Source organism: Bradyrhizobium monzae (assembly GCF_021458635.1).
Lineage (GTDB): Bacteria > Pseudomonadota > Alphaproteobacteria > Rhizobiales > Xanthobacteraceae > Bradyrhizobium.
The window spans coordinates 130,549-146,030 of record NZ_JAIRDQ010000012.1 but is presented as its reverse complement, the minus strand read 5'-3'; the positions used below and the strand labels follow the sequence as shown (position 1 = coordinate 146,030).

At 56.5% G+C, this 15,482-nt stretch carries 14 protein-coding genes and 1 pseudogene; 4 read left to right on the top strand and 11 right to left on the bottom strand.

The features are described 5' to 3' along the window. Positions 1-154 precede the first annotated feature (154 nt). The 5 genes and pseudogenes from K3F49_RS32650 to K3F49_RS32630 all read right to left on the bottom strand — a co-directional run. Positions 155-442 (bottom strand): annotated as a pseudogene (locus K3F49_RS32650) (HypC/HybG/HupF family hydrogenase formation chaperone); the annotation flags it as partial. 26 nt (positions 443-468) lie between these two features. Then, positions 469-1,050 (bottom strand): HyaD/HybD family hydrogenase maturation endopeptidase, encoded by a 582-nt coding sequence (locus K3F49_RS32645; protein WP_234684993.1) that lies wholly within the window; start codon positions 1,048-1,050, stop codon positions 469-471. 18 nt (positions 1,051-1,068) lie between these two features. Beyond that, positions 1,069-1,812 (bottom strand): Ni/Fe-hydrogenase, b-type cytochrome subunit, encoded by a 744-nt coding sequence (gene cybH, locus K3F49_RS32640; RefSeq protein WP_234684992.1) that lies wholly within the window; start codon positions 1,810-1,812, stop codon positions 1,069-1,071. Between the two features lie 17 nt (positions 1,813-1,829). Continuing rightward, complete coding sequence (locus tag K3F49_RS32635; protein WP_234684991.1) at positions 1,830-3,620, bottom strand: nickel-dependent hydrogenase large subunit; 1,791 nt, start codon at positions 3,618-3,620, stop codon at positions 1,830-1,832. A gap of 18 nt (positions 3,621-3,638) precedes the next feature. After that, a complete protein-coding gene (locus K3F49_RS32630; protein WP_276575435.1) occupies positions 3,639-4,730 on the bottom strand; it encodes a hydrogenase small subunit in 1,092 nt (363 codons plus the stop codon). 275 nt (positions 4,731-5,005) lie between these two features. Between K3F49_RS32630 and K3F49_RS32625 the strand changes: the two genes are divergently transcribed. The 3 genes from K3F49_RS32625 (at position 5,006) to K3F49_RS32615 (ending at position 7,097) form a co-directional block, all read left to right on the top strand. Continuing rightward, a complete protein-coding gene (locus tag K3F49_RS32625; RefSeq protein ID WP_452101138.1) occupies positions 5,006-5,260 on the top strand; it encodes a nickel-dependent hydrogenase large subunit in 255 nt (84 codons plus the stop codon). Positions 5,261-5,535: 275 nt separating this feature from the next. Beyond that, positions 5,536-5,790 carry a helix-turn-helix domain-containing protein gene (locus tag K3F49_RS32620; protein ID WP_234684990.1) on the top strand — a complete coding sequence of 85 codons (255 nt, stop codon included), beginning with the start codon at positions 5,536-5,538 and terminating at the stop codon, positions 5,788-5,790. After that, the gene (locus K3F49_RS32615) at positions 5,790-7,097 is read left to right on the top strand and encodes a type II toxin-antitoxin system HipA family toxin (RefSeq protein WP_234684989.1); all 1,308 of its coding nucleotides are present in this window, start codon (positions 5,790-5,792) and stop codon (positions 7,095-7,097) included. Before K3F49_RS32620 ends, K3F49_RS32615 begins: the two co-directional genes overlap by 1 nt. A 712-nt stretch (positions 7,098-7,809) precedes the next feature. Here the strand turns inward: K3F49_RS32615 and K3F49_RS32610 are convergent. From K3F49_RS32610 to K3F49_RS32585, 6 genes are all read right to left on the bottom strand, one after another. Then, positions 7,810-8,994, bottom strand: coding sequence for an SGNH/GDSL hydrolase family protein (locus K3F49_RS32610; protein ID WP_234684988.1), 1,185 nt, complete (start codon positions 8,992-8,994; stop codon positions 7,810-7,812). A 26-nt stretch (positions 8,995-9,020) separates the two neighbouring features. After that, positions 9,021-10,028 carry an SGNH/GDSL hydrolase family protein gene (locus K3F49_RS32605; RefSeq protein ID WP_234684987.1) on the bottom strand — a complete coding sequence of 336 codons (1,008 nt, stop codon included), beginning with the start codon at positions 10,026-10,028 and terminating at the stop codon, positions 9,021-9,023. A gap of 95 nt (positions 10,029-10,123) precedes the next feature. Next, positions 10,124-11,959, bottom strand: a complete 1,836-nt coding sequence (locus tag K3F49_RS32600) for a carbamoyltransferase family protein (protein ID WP_234684986.1) — start codon at positions 11,957-11,959, stop codon at positions 10,124-10,126. Positions 11,960-11,962: 3 nt separating this feature from the next. Beyond that, on the bottom strand, positions 11,963-12,115 hold the full coding sequence (locus K3F49_RS32595) for a DUF5989 family protein (RefSeq protein WP_234684985.1): 153 nt from the start codon (positions 12,113-12,115) through the stop codon (positions 11,963-11,965). Positions 12,116-12,122: 7 nt separating this feature from the next. Next, positions 12,123-12,524 carry an SxtJ family membrane protein gene (locus K3F49_RS32590; protein ID WP_234684984.1) on the bottom strand — a complete coding sequence of 134 codons (402 nt, stop codon included), beginning with the start codon at positions 12,522-12,524 and terminating at the stop codon, positions 12,123-12,125. A gap of 26 nt (positions 12,525-12,550) precedes the next feature. Continuing rightward, positions 12,551-13,165 (bottom strand): hypothetical protein, encoded by a 615-nt coding sequence (locus K3F49_RS32585; RefSeq protein ID WP_234684983.1) that lies wholly within the window; start codon positions 13,163-13,165, stop codon positions 12,551-12,553. 953 nt (positions 13,166-14,118) lie between these two features. Here K3F49_RS32585 and K3F49_RS32580 point away from each other — a divergent pair. Further along, positions 14,119-15,471, top strand: coding sequence for a coproporphyrinogen-III oxidase family protein (locus K3F49_RS32580; protein ID WP_234684982.1), 1,353 nt, complete (start codon positions 14,119-14,121; stop codon positions 15,469-15,471). Positions 15,472-15,482 lie beyond the last annotated feature (11 nt).

Sequence of the window (15,482 nt, the reverse complement as noted above, 5' to 3'; positions counted from 1 at the left end):
CCGATCTGATTGAGATAGATCCTTCATTTTCGCGTCCGCGAAACGGGATGGTTTCGAATGAAACTTGTCTTTCATCCGCGGCGGACCAACCCGAGCCGCCCGCGATGCGGGTGACATCGAGGATCGGATTTGGAAGGTCGGCCGCTGGGTCAAACCGGAGATGCTCGGGCAGTTGCGGTTCTCGCTCGATGAGGTCGGCGAAGAAACGGTTGCAATCCTCGCCACCGAGCACCGCGGTCAGCCCCTCGATCGCCTCAGCGATCAGTCGCGCCTCTGCCTCATCGAGCAGACGGATCGCGGTGTCGATATGGACGAGCACCTTGCTGCCGACCGGCAGGTCGGGGAGCAAAAGTATCGAGACACGCCGCCGCTCGCCGCGAAACTCGCATAGCGCCGAAACGCCGTCAGTCTCAACAATCGTCATCGGCAGGCCAAGGCACATCCCGCGTCTCCGGTCGCGCACGCCGGTCAGACCGGCCGCATCCTCATCTCGTAGTGCTGATGGTCGATATCGTTGGTGAGCAGCCGTTCGGACTCCAGCAGCGGCTTGCTGCGCGGACTCGCCGTCGCGCCCCACTCAGCCAGGATTGCGCAGACCAGCTCGATCGCCGGCCCGATCTGATCGCTCACCGGCTTGGTCAAAGGGCCGCCCCAGTCATCGAGATCGCGCGGTTGGCAGCCGATCAACGCGAGATGCTTCGGGCAGCGCCCGAGCAGATCCGCCGCGCTGATGACTTCCTGAAATCCTGTCTGATGCAAGCTCATCTTCTTCGCGCCCGTGAAACGTGGAACTTCCTCGTCGCGCACCAGCTTCAACTCTCCAGGCTCGAGCCCATAGTCGATCGCGTCGAACACGATCAGACGATCGGCCTCTTCCAGATAGCTGACGAGGTAGAGGCCCTGCGTCCCGCCGTCGAGAATGGTGACATTGTCCGATACGACGTAGCGGCGGTGGAATTCCTCCACCGCCCGTACGCCGAACCCGTCATCGGCCCACAGGATATTGCCGATGCCGAGCACCAGAATGCGGTCTGTTGACGATGTCGGCATAGGCCCTCGTTTCCGACTTCAGTCGCGAAATTGCCGTTCGCCGGAGACCATCGAGGAGATGATGCCCTGACGCGACATGATGTCTTCGCGGATCGCGGCATAGACGTGTGCTATGACGAACGTCACGAGCGGCCACATGCCGAGATGATGCCAAGTGTGCACATCCTGGCTGTTCGGCCAGATCGCGAACACCCAGCCGAACAGCTTGTGCTGCCAGCTATCGATTCCGCTGCCTTCCGAATAGAGCGCAAAGCCGGTGATGATCATGTAGGCCACGAACAGCGTGAAGCCCGTGAACATCCCGGTCCGCGCCAAGGGATTGTGGCCGACATACATTTTCGGCGTTTGTTCCAGGAACGCGTACCAGCGGATTTCATCCAGCATTTCGCGCCAGAACTGCTTGCGATGAGCCGGCAGAAAGAAGATCTGCCGGGAATGATGGTTGCCGACGAAAGCCCAGAAGACGCGGGTGAGGAAGAACACTGCCAGCACCTGACCAGCCGCGAAGTGGGCGAAGCGGATATAGCCCATTACGAAGTTCGCCGACGCCTCGCCCTCCACCGATGGCAACGGCATTCCGATCAGGTAGCCGGTCATCATCAGCGCGACGATAGAGAATGCATTGACCCAGTGGCAGATTCGCACCGGTGCTTCGTAGACATAGGCGGTGGGACGCCCGATCGCATGTCCACCGACCGCGTCCGCTGCGATGGCGGCGAGATCCGGCTTGGTCTTCGCGCGACGTTCAGCCGCATCCATCATGGTGCTTCACCCCTGGTTTATCTGACCTTGACGGTCGCCAATTCCTGGCCATCCGGACTCATGACGTGCGTCGCGCACGCCAGGCACGGATCGAAGGAATGAATGGTGCGAAGGATCTCCAGCGGCTGCTCGGGATTCACCATCGGAGTATCCATCAAGGAGGCCTCGAATGCGCCGATATTTCCCTTGGGATCGCGCGGCGAGCCGTTCCAGGTGGTCGGCACTACGCACTGGTAGTTGTCGATCTTGGTTTGCTTGATCTTGATCCAGTGCGCGAGCGCGCCGCGCGGCGCCTCGGTAAAGCCAAAGCCCTTGGCCTCCTTTGGCCAGCTCTCCGGCTTCCACTTGTCGACGTTGGCGGTCGAGCTATCGCCCGCCTTGATATTGGCGACGAGCTTATCCTGGAAATAGCGCATCTGGCGGCCGGCCCAAACCGATTCCAGCGCGCGCGCCGCGGTGCGGCCGAGCGTCGAGAACAGCGCCGACAGCGGCAGGTCGAGGTCCTTCAGGAATTTGTCGACCGGATCCTTGAACTCGGCCTTGTTCTGCGCGTAACCGACGACCCAGCGTGCGAGCGGCCCGACCTCCATGGCGTGGCCTCGCCAACGCGGCGCCTTGATCCAGGAATATTTGCCGCTCTCATCGAGCTGCTCGATCGCCGTCTTGGTGCCCTTCGCCTTGGGCCCGAGCACGTAGTTCGGCTCGGTGACGCCATCCCAGGGGTGCAGGCCCTTGGTCTCGTCGGGATATTTGTACCAGGAGTGAACGACGAATTCCTGGATCTCGTCGGGGTTGGCGTGGTCGACTGGAAACACCTCCGAGAGATTGCCGTTGATGATGGACCCTCGCGGCAGCTTCAGGTTCCTGGAGGAGTAGTCGTTGGCGTGTTCCGGCACGTCGCCATATGCGAGCACACTCTTGCCCGAAAGACCACCGCCATAGAGCCAATCCTTGTAGAACGACCCGATCGCCGCCACGTCAGGCAAGTAAACCTGCTCGTTGAATTCAGTTAGATGATCGATGATCGACGAGATCAGGTTCAGCCGCTCCATGTTGATGGCTCCGACCGCCCCGGTACCGTCGACATTGATCGGACAGGGTACGCCGCCGACGAGCCAGTTCGGATGAGGATTCTTGCCGCCGAATATGGTGTGGATCTTTACGATTTCCTTCTGGAAATCGAGCGCTTCCAGATAATGCGCCACAGCCATCAGATTGGCTTCGGGCGGCAATTTGTAGGCCTTGCTGCCCCAGTAGCCGTTCTTGAAAGGACCCAACTGCCCCGACTCGACGAACTTCTTGAGGCGTGTCTGGAGGTCCTTGAAGTAGCCAGGCGATGACAACGGCCAGTTCGAGATCGACTGCGCGAGCGTGGAAGTGGCCCGCGGGTCGGCCGAGAGCGCCGAGACCACGTCGACCCAATCCAGTGCGTGCAGGTGATAGAAGTGAACGACATGATCGTGCACCTGCAGCGCGAGCTGCATCAGGTTGCGGATCGAGTTGGCATTCTCCGGAATGGTGATTCCGAGCGCATTCTCGACCGCGCGCACCGACGTCAGGGCGTGGGTGCCGGTGCACACGCCGCAGATCCGTTCGGTGAACGCCCAGGCATCGCGCGGATCGCGATCCTTCAGGATGACTTCGATGCCGCGCCACATCGTGCCTGTGGATACGGCGTTCCGGATGACGTTATTTGCGTCGAGGTTGACCTCGACGCGCATGCGACCTTCGATGCGAGTGACCGGATCGATGACAATGCGCTTGCCGGAATTGTGGAGTTTGAATCCGTTGGGTGTCTGGATGCCCATCGTTACTTTCCCTGACGACTAATGAACTTGATTTGCGTCTTCGCGCTTGGAGGCGAGCCGCTTCACAGCGGTGACGGCCGCATGCACCGCCACAGCGGCACCGACGGCGCCGGCCGCAGCCATGCCGATCTGGTCAGCGTTCTTCTCGATGCCAAACTGTTTGATGTTGGTCAGGCGATCGTAGAACGAGCCCTTGTCCCAGAAGCCGTCCTCCGAGCAACCGATGCAGCCGTGGCCCGACTGAATCGGAAAGGACACGCCGCCGTTCCAGCGCACGGTCGAGCAGGCGTTGTAGGTGGTCGGGCCCTTGCAGCCCATCTTGTAGAGGCAATAGCCCTTGCGCGCCGCCTCGTCGTCCCACTCCTCGACGAACTGCCCGGCATCGAAATGCGATCGCCGATAGCACTTGTCGTGAATGCGCTGTGAGTAGAACATTTTCGGCCGGCCCTGGCGGTCGAGCTCGGGCAGCCTGCCGAAGGTCGTGATGAAGGTGACGACGCCGGTCATCACTTCGGCGATCGGGGGGCATCCCGGTACCTTGATGATCGGCTTGTTGGAGATGACCTGATCGATGGGCGTGGCCTGCGTCGGATTGGGTTTGGCCGCCTGCACGCACCCCCAGGACGCGCATGAGCCCCAGGCAATGATCGCCATAGCATCGTTGGCCATCAGCTTGAGTTTCTCGACGAACGGCTTGCCGCCGTCGATGCAGAACATGCCGCCCTCGTTCAGCGGCGGATTGCCTTCCACGGCAAGAATGTACTGGCCCTTGTGTTTGGCGCGGGTCTCTTCGAGGATTGCTTCCGCCTGATGGCCTGCGGCCGCCATGATGGTATCGTCATAATCGAGCGAGATCATCGACAGCACGGCATCCTTCGCCAACGGATGCGCGGAGCGGATGAAGCTCTCTGAGCAGCAGGTGCATTCAAGACCATGCATCCAGATCACCGGCACACGCGGTTTGGTTTCGAGCGCATTGGCGATGCGACCCGCCGCCAACGGCTCAAGCCCGAGGCTTGTCGCCGTCAGGCTGCAGAATTTGTGAAAACTCCGACGCGTGATGCCCTGCCGCCTGATCACGCTGTAAAATGTTTCCATTGCCGCGCCCATGCCCCCTCCCGTCTTCGGCTTTGACTTATCGCTGCAACAAGGACAGCAAGAAGCAGGCCAGCCGCAGCGGCGCGCGGAAACTGGGGAAATTCCGAGATGTTACGGATTTGAATCGCCCAATTCACAGCGCGCGAAGAGATCGCGACAGTGAGAAACGGAACAATTCGATTTGCAGCTGGCAACGAGGTTTACGGGAAGCATACCGAGCGATTCGGAAATATCTGCAGAGATCGTTCCCGAACTCACTTCTCCCGGAGCATGCCGCAAACAGGGAGATGCCAGACAACCGGCCGGAAGTCGTCATCTCCCTGCTCATTCTCCGGTCAATGACGCTTTCATCGAACAGCCGTTCTGCCACAACTCGCGCGAAACGCCTGATGATGCCTATGTCGGCTTGGTCGAGGCCGCGCACGGCAGCCAGGCATTGGATGGCGGCCGGCGATGGCAGAATCGAGCGCTATCAGATCAATGCGCCGACCACCTGGAATTTCTCGCCGCGCATTTCCTTCGATGCCGACGGGATGCTGTAGGCGGCACGGTCTTCAGCGTCTACGTAGTAGTCAGACTCAGGCCGAAGGCTTCTCATGAAATGAGACGGCGAAAGCTTGCTGGACGGTTTCGCCCGGAATTGGTTGGGAAAGTGCTCGGTCATTCCGGAATATTAGCGGCTATTTAGAGGAGCGGCCAAAATACGCAAATGCGTATAGCTTAACTTTATACGCGCTCGCGTCTAGTTTTAGGATATACGTATTTGCGTATATTGACTATATATACGCGATCGCGTATATTGGGGCTCGAGGTTCACATGCCGCAGCACATCGCCCGCACCGAAAAACAACTGGGAGCCATTCTACGAAGGGCTCGCAAGCAGGCCGGACTGACGCAATCCGAGCTCGGAAAAAACATTCATCTGCGTCAGGGAACCGTGTCCCGGCTTGAGGCGGGTGCACCCGCCGTTCAACTCCACACTCTCATTGAAGCGCTGGCTGCCCTTGACTTGGAATTGGTGGTTCGCCCGCGAAGTAAAGCGAGTGCGGCCGATATCGAGAGCGCATTCTAATGCCCCGTCCGAAAGCCAACGCTCCGTTAAACGTGTTCGTAAATGGCCGCCTGGTCGGCGTACTCAAGCGCGAGTCCAGCGGCGCCATCGACTTTCGCTACGACGCGCAATGGCTCTCATGGCAGTCGACCTTCCCGATCTCGCTCTCCCTGCCCCTTCGCGAGGACCGCTATATCGGTGCTCCGGTCATCAACGTGTTCGACAATCTGCTGCCGGACAGCGAACCGATACGCAGGCGCGTCGCCGAACGTGTTGGCGCGACCGGTACGGACGCCTACAGCATGCTCTCGGCTCTCGGACACGACTGCGTCGGGGCACTCCAATTTCTACCGGAAGGCATCGATCCGGGACCGGCGGGCAAGATCGAAGACAAGCTCATCAGTGACGATGAAGTCGCGCATATCATTCAGAATCTGGCGGCGGCTCCGCTCGGTCTCGATGAGGACGAAGATTTTCGAATTTCCATCGCCGGTGCGCAGGAAAAGACCGCTTTGCTGCGCCAGGACGGCAAATGGTACAAGCCGGTGGGGACCACCGCCACCACCCATATCCTGAAGCCGCAAATGGGGCGCTTGCCGAACGGCATCGATCTTTCAAACAGCGTGGAGAACGAATTCTTCTGCCTCAAACTCATTTCAGCTCTTGGTATCCCGGCAGCGAACGTCGAGATATCTGACTTTGGAGGCCGCCGCACGCTCGTTGTCGAGCGTTTTGATCGCCGCTGGACAAGCGACAAGCGATTACTCCGCCTGCCCCAGGAGGATTGCTGCCAAGCGTTGTCGGTACCGCCGACCAGAAAATATCAGTCGGATGGCGGGCCCGGACTAAAAGACATTTTGGAGCTGCTGAAAGGAAGCGATGCACCAACTCAAGATCTCACGATGTTGCTCCGTGCGAGCATCGTGTTCTGGCTCATTGGAGCAACTGACGGTCACGCCAAGAATTTCAGTATCTTTCTCGGCCCCGGAGGCCGGTTTCGTCCGACACCACTTTATGATGTGCTAAGTGCACAACCCAGTCTGGACGCGAAGCAAATTCAACCCAAGGCACTTAAGCTTGCGATGTCGGTCGGCAAGAACCGACACTACACCGTGAATGAAATCCTGCCTCGGCACTTCATACAGACGGCCGAGATCTCCGGCGTCGGGCTTGCCGTCGTACGCTCCATCTTCAAGGATCTCGCAGCAACGTTCGAAACAGCGTTTAACGATGTGCTCAAAGCCCTTCCCAAGGACTTTCCCGAGCAACTAACAAGCTCGATACGGACTGCCGCCCTTCATCGCACCAGCCTCATCGGCGAGGCCTGACATCCCTATAGCGATCTTGGCGCTGTTCAAACTCTGTCAAAATCATCTCGACGCGAGCGGCCAGACAACCGGTTCGTCATCATCTCGTCTTCCGTGGCAAAGAAATCATTGCCCTGTAAGCCGCACGAACGTGCATTCAAACAGTTCCGTGGCGGTCTGCTCATTTGCATCCTTGAAACACATCGTGAAGACGCGCCATCTGCGGACGCGGGACGCCACTTCGTCCATCATCTGCCCGCCTCGCGTCGTATATAGAGGGAAGAGCACCTCCCAATCCCGAGCGCCTCCATATCCGGGCCCGGATCAATACCGACAACTTCGAATGCGCGGCCGCGCCCCAGTTCTGGTTTTCAGAGGTCCAACACCTGTTTGGGGCTGGCGAGCGCATTGCGGCGGTCGATGATCTCGTCCGTGCCTGCTCCGCCGCCAGCTACGACCGCCTCGGAGCCGCGCGTCGGCGGAAGTGGAGCGACAAGGCACGAATCGTTGGGGAACTCGTAGCGAGCAGCGTCTCAGTCTGTTCGATAGCGCGACGGCATGTCGCCGCAGCAGTTGTTCGGTTGGCGACGTCAGTTGCGAGAAGCAGCAGGCGGAAGAAGTACAGGTTGTGCCGGCGGTGGTGGATGCCGCGGTGCCAGCGGCTGTTCTTGGCCATGAGCGCGGAGCGGTGCGCCGAAAACTCTGTTCAGACAATTGGGACCAGCTCTGTTGTTCACTTCACGGGAGCATAGAGTGCCAATATGTCGGCTGTAATTCTCCGAGAGATCCGATCATTTCCATCCTCGCCATAATGCCCGCCGTCCATGTAAATTGGGCTGGCAACATCGGAAAAGATAGTACGTAAGTCATGAATCACGTTTTGCTCCAAACTCTCATCTTCTCTCTTGGCCAACTTGCTTCTCATAAGAGAGTAAAGATCGTTTTTTCCTGGAAGCCGTTTCTCTGATTTTGAAAGCTGATCCTCTTCATATTTTGTCCTGTGTGTTTTATCGGACAACTGAGGCTCAAGGTAGAATAATGTTTTAAAGGATAAGCTCCTTGAAATAGCCTCTATAAACCGAACATTCCCTAGATAGACATCCAGAGCTCCGTCAGACAGCACGTCTAAATTTTTCGAGCACCCTGCGAGCTGTGGTTCGCCGGTGAGCAGTCTTATCAGCCCGAAGTTTTCTAACCTTATACTTATGCGCGCTTTTGCCTCCTTTTTCGGAGATATTTTTTCGAGGGTTGAGTTGCCAAGCGGAACGCCCGGTTCTCCTTCATAACAAGCGGAGAAAGCCTCAACCGATCCGCCGTAAAAGACCACCAAATCAGGAACATTCCGCTTTCTCAATTCGATAACGAAGCGAATCAAGCTTTGGGTAGTTACATCCCCAATGACTGCATAATTTGTGACTTCAGCGCGGATTCCATTTTCGGCTAACATTTTGGCGACAAGTGAGGGAATGGTGAAGTCGTCCCTAGATCCAAGCCCCCACAAAGTCGACCCACCAAAAAAGAATATTTTTAGCCTGGCACGCCTATCATCGTTGATTGCCTCGGATTCCCAAGTTCTTCTGGTGCCGTCGTCTACATTAATAAACTTCCCCCTGTAGTCCGTTTCGCGTGTTTGCGTATATGGAGCCCACGTCCGATGCTTAGCATCGGTGAGTTCTTTGAAGTACTCTTCCGCGAAGTCGGCATTCGCATATACCCCAGAATTGGCTGCAGCCTTGGCGGCACTTTGACGTTCTCTCTTGTCAGCTCTCTCGTAGTAAGAGGTCAGCGATACTTCCAGAATCGTCATTAAAAGAAGAGCAACACCAAGGATGGCCCATATTTCATTCAATAGGGCCGTCAAGCGAATGCCCCTCGTCCTCGCAACGGATGCTCTCAGCAGCGCATCATTTGCTCCCATAGGGTTTTCCGTGGAAGAGGATTCTTTCAATTTACAGACCCTCGAAAGTCTTCCGGAATTTGGGTCACCAGGACTCTCGCAATTGAGTCCGAATAGAGTCCGGCCGCTTTACCGTTTGGGTGGGAGTCCGTCTTCGTGACCCAGAGGGATTGTGGGGCTTGATTTTCCACAGCCGGAAGAAGGTCCAGAAATGGTATGCTGAGAGCTTTCACCTTGGAGGCTACGAGACTCGTTATATCTTGAAATGGATATGGGGACAGCTCGTGCAGATCCGGGTAGTTAACTACAATAAGTTTGATGTTTCGAGCCTTGCAATAGCTCGCAAGTTCTTTCAACGCACTCTGTGCAACCAACCAGCCCGGTTCATTCTCTTGGTAGAGACCGCGGTAATAGTGCTGCCAATCAGCCTTGCCGAAGTATGTTCGCATAAGGACATCGAAACGACCCGCGATGAATACTGCTGAATAGAAGTGCTCTAGAAAGAAATTCTCCGTCCTTCGCGGTGTTGGCTCTGCGTCATTGATAAAGTAGTTTAGTACGACGATGTCAGGCCTATATACGTACGCCTTTTTCATGAAGTACGTTGCTTCCATAGCTGTGTTAGCATTTCCAATCCCCGTATTTATGACCTCGAATTTTTTTTCCTTCGCGTTCAGCAGCCTTTCCAATCGGTATGATGTGACGTCTTCAGGTCTTGCGCCCCACCCGAACGTCAAGGAGTCGCCAAGCATCATGATTCGAACAGTGCCATTCGCTTTCTCTACGGAATGTTCGCGATCGCGCCAACCTGCGGAGTTGATTGTTACTGGGACCCCCATGTAAACCCCACCCTTTCCAGGGATATGTTCGTGCCCTGCACCGGGTGTGTCACTAGCCACTTTCAGGTCTTTGGCGTAACGCCACATTTCGATGTCGAAATTCGTGCCGTCTGCCTGCGTTAAACGCAGATAGAATTCCAGGAGAGCCGCAGCCATAATCAGGCTAGTCGCTATTGAAACTATTCCGAAGATTGCGTTTTTTATTCTGACATCCATGTGGATGGTTTTTCCTCGAACTGCGCGCCGACATCGTCGTACAGAAAATAGAGATCACGACCGCTGCCAGGCACACGGCTTGAACGCCTGGCGTTCTAATCAAGTTCATAGCAACAACGACAGTCCTTCATCAACGTTCTGCTCTGCTCTTCCTTCCGTAAGAGCGAATTGCCGACGGCCAGCATTTCGATTTCCGTTCCCATGAAACAGCGGAACGCATCCTCTGGCGTGCAAACGATCGGTTCTCCTCGCACGTTGAATGAGGTGTTCACGAGAACGGGGCATCCGGTTAGTTCCTTGAACTTCGATATCAGCCTGTGAAACCGCGGATTGGTCGTGCTGTGCACAGTCTGCACGCGCGCGGAGTAGTCCACGTGTGTGACGGCCGGAATTTCCGAGCGCACGACGTTCAATTTATCGATGCCGAAGAGCTGCCTTTGCTTTTCCGACATCGGCAACTGCTTCGTGCTCAGCACGTCGGCCACAAGGAGCATGTAGGGGCTGTCGGAATGAAGCTGAAACCATTGCGCCACGTCCTCTCGCAAAACACTCGGCGCAAATGGGCGGAAAGACTCGCGATACTTCACCTTGAGATTTAGCTGCTTCTGGACGGTCGGTGAGCGGGGATCAGCAATGATGGAACGTCCGCCGAGCGCACGCGGGCCGAACTCCATCCGACCCTGCATCCACCCAACCGCCTTACCGTCGACGAGAGCATGTGCGACAATGTCAATCAGTGCTTCATCGAATTCGACCGTGAATACCGCGCCGGCCTTTCCTAGACGCTCTTCAATTTCGCGCTGACTGAACTCCGGTCCGAGGTACGCGCCGTTCATGCTGTCGCCCGCATGGATGCTCCTGGGCTTTTCAAGCATGAGATGGTAGGCAGCGAGTGCTGCGCCCACTGCGCCGCCGGCGTCACCAGAAGCCGGCTGAATCCAGATGTTGTCGAAGAGCTTTTCCCGCATGAGCTTTCCGTTCGCAACACAATTGAGCGCCACTCCTCCTGCGAGGCAGAGATTTCTCTGGCCGGTTGTGGTCCGGATTTCTTTTGCAAGCCTTAGGACGACCTCCTCGGTAACGGCCTGAATGGAGGCCGCGAGATCCATCTCCCTCTGCGTCAACCCACTTTCCGGGCGCCTGGCCGGACCACCAAATAGCGTCTCGAAGCGACCATTGGTCATTGTTAGTCCGGTACAGTAGTCAAAGAAGCTCATGTCGAGGTGGAATGACCCGTCCTCCTTGATGTTGATCAGGTGCTCCTTTATCAGATGCACATACTTTGGCTCGCCGTAGGGCGCCAGTCCCATTACCTTGTACTCACCGGAGTTTACCTTGAAACCGATGTAGTAAGTGAACGCCGAGTACAACAAGCCAAGCGAATGCGGGAAGTGAATCTCCTTGTAGACTGATAGGTCCTTTCCCTTACCGATCGCAAGCGAGGTTGTCGTCCACTCTCCGACACCATCCATCGTTAACACTGCGGCTTCGTGAAATGGTGACGGGAAGAACGCCGACGCTGCGTGACTGAGATGGTGCTCTGAAAAGCGGAGTCGCCTCGACCAATCAACATCACTCCCGAGGTGCTCGTTCAGGGCCTCAGCAATCAACGTTCTTTGAAACAGCTTGTCCTTTAGCCAAACCGGCATCGACGTTGCGAAACTCTTAAATCCCTTTGGCGCGAAAGCTAGATAGGTTTCAAATATCCGCTCGAATTTGCAAAAGGGTTTGTCGTAGAAGACGACATAGTCGACGTCGGCTGGACATAGCCCTGCAGCGCGGAGACAGTAACGAACCGCACAGGCAGGAAAGCCTGGATCGTGTTTTTTCCGCGTAAAGCGCTCTTCCTGCGCGGCAGCTACCAGTTCGCCGTCTGAGACGAGACAAGCGGCGGAGTCATGGTAGTAGGCTGAGATGCCCAGGATATTCACTGGTCAAAACAGCGTGTAAACGAACGGCGCCATGACAGAGCCTTGCGCCAGAACTAGCAGAGCGGCTATGACAACCATGAGAAGAATTGGGGGGGCAAGCCACATCTTTTTGCGAACACGCATGAACGCCCAGAGTTCCTTGATGAAGAGAAACATATGCGCCTCAGAACTGGTGTGTGAAGGACTGACCTGTCGGACCTGGCGGGCTACGACTGATCCAGTAACTTGCGACCGGTCGTCGCTTCAAATGAAGCTCATCGCGCCCGAGCACGCGAGCGACGAAGGCGATCGGTACTAGAAGCCCGAAATAAATGATGCCCAGAACCAGCGGGCTGACTATCCGTCCAAGCAACTCGCCGAAGTAGAACCAGAGCAGGTTGGGCGGCGCGAGAATTCGCGGGACGGTCAATGCTATGCCGCCGAATGCGACACTAACCGCAAAGAGCGACACGTAAGCGTCAGCGACTTGTCCCTTGATGGCCGCGCATGCGCCCAACGCAAGAAAGACGGCGCAAAACGTCAGGCCGAAGCGTCGATTGGACGGCAGTTTGGCCGGCACTCGCATGCTATGCCTCCTGCTATGTGGCCGACTCACAACAATGGCCGCGCGATCTGAGCCAGACGTCCAGACGAGATCATCCCGAGGGCGACCGCTCTCGCCACGGTTCCGTTCGCCTCCGCGAAGAGCCAGCCCGTGTTGGATGGCTGCAGAATCGCTGTGACGTGGACAGGTAGATACCGCGCGAGATCATCGACAGGTTGCCACAGCGCCGCCACCCTGAGGATATCGATATTGTTGACGAGAGGCGCGACAGAGCGCCAATTCAATGGATCGATCCCGAACCATGTCCTGACCAATTTGCGCGCGAATGTCGCGGACAGAGAACGATGAAATCCGAAACCAATCGTCAGCAGAGCATTCTTCGCCGAAGCCCTCGTTAGTGCGTCCGCACAATGCAGTGTTCTGAATACCGCTGCGAGCACATTTGAGAGGTCGCACTGCCCAGCGTAGCTGCAGCGGATGAACCTAGGTCCACCGCCTGGCTCGTTCACGCGCATGCGAGAGAAGCGGACATGCCAAGCGCGGCTCTTCGCCGTCTTCTCGGAGTAGACCTTCAGCGCTTGCTCGATAAGTAGCTTATTGCCGATAGGTTGCTTAGCGTAGCCCGTGATGTCTGCGACCTTGCGAGTGGTAACGGTACTCATGCTCCCCTCGGAGTTCCCTGTTGGCGTTGACGGCGCTCGGCCCAGGTTTGGCAATGATCGTGCCAAGACTGCGACAGAGAAACAAATCCGTGCGATTGAAAGCAGATAGTGCGCGCGAGCGGCCTATCCGAAGATTGTTGTAATCCCGACCTAGCCGCAGACCGTTGTTACAAACCCGACAACATCGGGCATTAACAAAGCCTGCGTTTGCTGGTCGTGAGGACAGACACGTGCGCCGCCCACCAGGACAGCACCGGATTCGCGATTGCAGACTCGATTCGTTCGGATCGAGGTCGCCCGATAAAGCTCGAATGTAAATGGACAAAACGGACGCCTCAGCTTCTCATCCAGCAAAACAGCCGCATGAGCGTCAGCATCGCGCCGCCCCTAGGCGGGGCGCGGGATCGACTGCCGTCCTTAAGAGCGATTAACAAAGACGACCGCTTAACCTGAGGCGACGGCCGAATCGCGTCGACCAGCTACTGTCCTGAACACAATACAGAACGACTTTTTTTGGAGGCCCGTGTTGCGGAGTTGGCACGACTCTTGAGTTTCTCTCATTGCGCGGCGGCAGGAGCTGCCAACCGGCCTCACTTACTGATCTTCGCATTTGAGAAGGAGCCAACAATGAAGACCGATATGTCCCCCTATGGTGGGACCGAACTAACTCCGGAAAACGGCGACCGCAACTTCGGAAGGTGGTCTTGACCGTTTGTGGGAGCAGTTGGCGGAATGGTGGTGTAGCAGCCGCTGTAGCCATATATGCGGACGTTTGGTCCCTTGCACATAAGCCGCACGATTGGATCTGAAGAACATAAGTGCCGCAAGCGCCATCCTGAATGCGGATTAGCACCTTCCAAGGCGACTGCTGATTGTCATCAGTATTTGACTTGTGGCCTTCGAGAAGACGGCGTTCAGGCATTCATCTGCGTTGGCAATCAACAGGTTAAGTCATGGATCGTCTGGACTTCCTTCGGACAAACATAGCGAACAAGGAGCTGCCAACTTATGTCTACGGCTATCCTTCGAAGCGAGCATATCGGGCTTTTTCGCAGCCACTCCGCATAACCGATGTCGTTGAGCAGGCCAATCGCTCAAAGCAAATCAACATCTATATCCACATTCCGTTCTGTCGCTATCGCTGCACCTACTGCACGCTCTTTCTTACAACGCGCCATAGAGGGGAGACCGGGGAGTCTTACGTTGCTCGACTGGTGGAGCACATCGCTCGATATGGAGAATACTTCGGAGATCGGGAGGTTGTGAGTATCTATTTCGGCGGCGGCACTCCAACGCTTCTGACGCAGCATCAATTCGGTGAGCTTTTCGCCGCCCTCGATGCAGCATTTCCAAAACGAAGCTCGCGATGTGAGACGACGGTCGAGAGCACGCCAGACTCCTTGGACAACAACCTCCTGGATTGCTTGAAGGCACTTGGCGTCGACAGAATGAGCATGGGTATCCAAAGCATGGAACCCGGCGAGCTTGCGCACTCTGGCCGGCCATATTCGCTCCAGACCGCAAAAGCGGCAATCAACGCCCTCATCACGCGTTTTTCTCACGTCAATCTTGATCTGATCTACGGCTTGCGTGGTCAAACCCGTGACTCTTTGATCTCTTCGCTTGGCCGGGTGCTCGAGTATGAGCCGCAGACACTTTCTCTTTATCCCGTTGTTGTTCGTCCGATGACGAGCATCACTACCTCGAAGGCGCACAATCCTGAACTATTCCTCTCTGAGGCGGAAAAATATGAGGTCTACGATCAGAACGTTGCACTGATGGCGTCCAAAGGTTACCGCCAGGAATCCTTCACACGCTTCACCAGGATCTCTGGCGATCATGCCTACCAGCAGGAAGTGTCGGATTTCAAGGGAACGCCCCTGCTAGGAGTGGGGGCCGGCGCCAGAAGCTATTTTGGCCAATATCATTTTAGCACGGACTACGCCGTAGCCTCGAGTGCGGCTTCGCCCATCATCAACGCCTTCTCGGCTCGCCCCTTCGATCCCGACGCGATAGCATCGCACGGAATCAGGCTGACGCAGGAAGATCTTCGGCGTCGTTACGTCCTACTTGGCCTCACGTTGTCAGCCTTGAGCAGAAGTAATTACGCTGCTTTATTCGGACGAGCGCTCGCCGCTGATTTTGGCGAAGAACTCGAGGCGCTTGAATCTTTGCAACTCGTGAATTTGGCAGATGGGGACGCTTATCACTTGACTCGAACGGGGTTTAAGTACTCCAGCATCATAGCTCGGATGTTTTACTCCGCCAGGATGGCAGCCCTCGAGGAGCAATATCAGGCAGCGTAAGGTCCGGCATG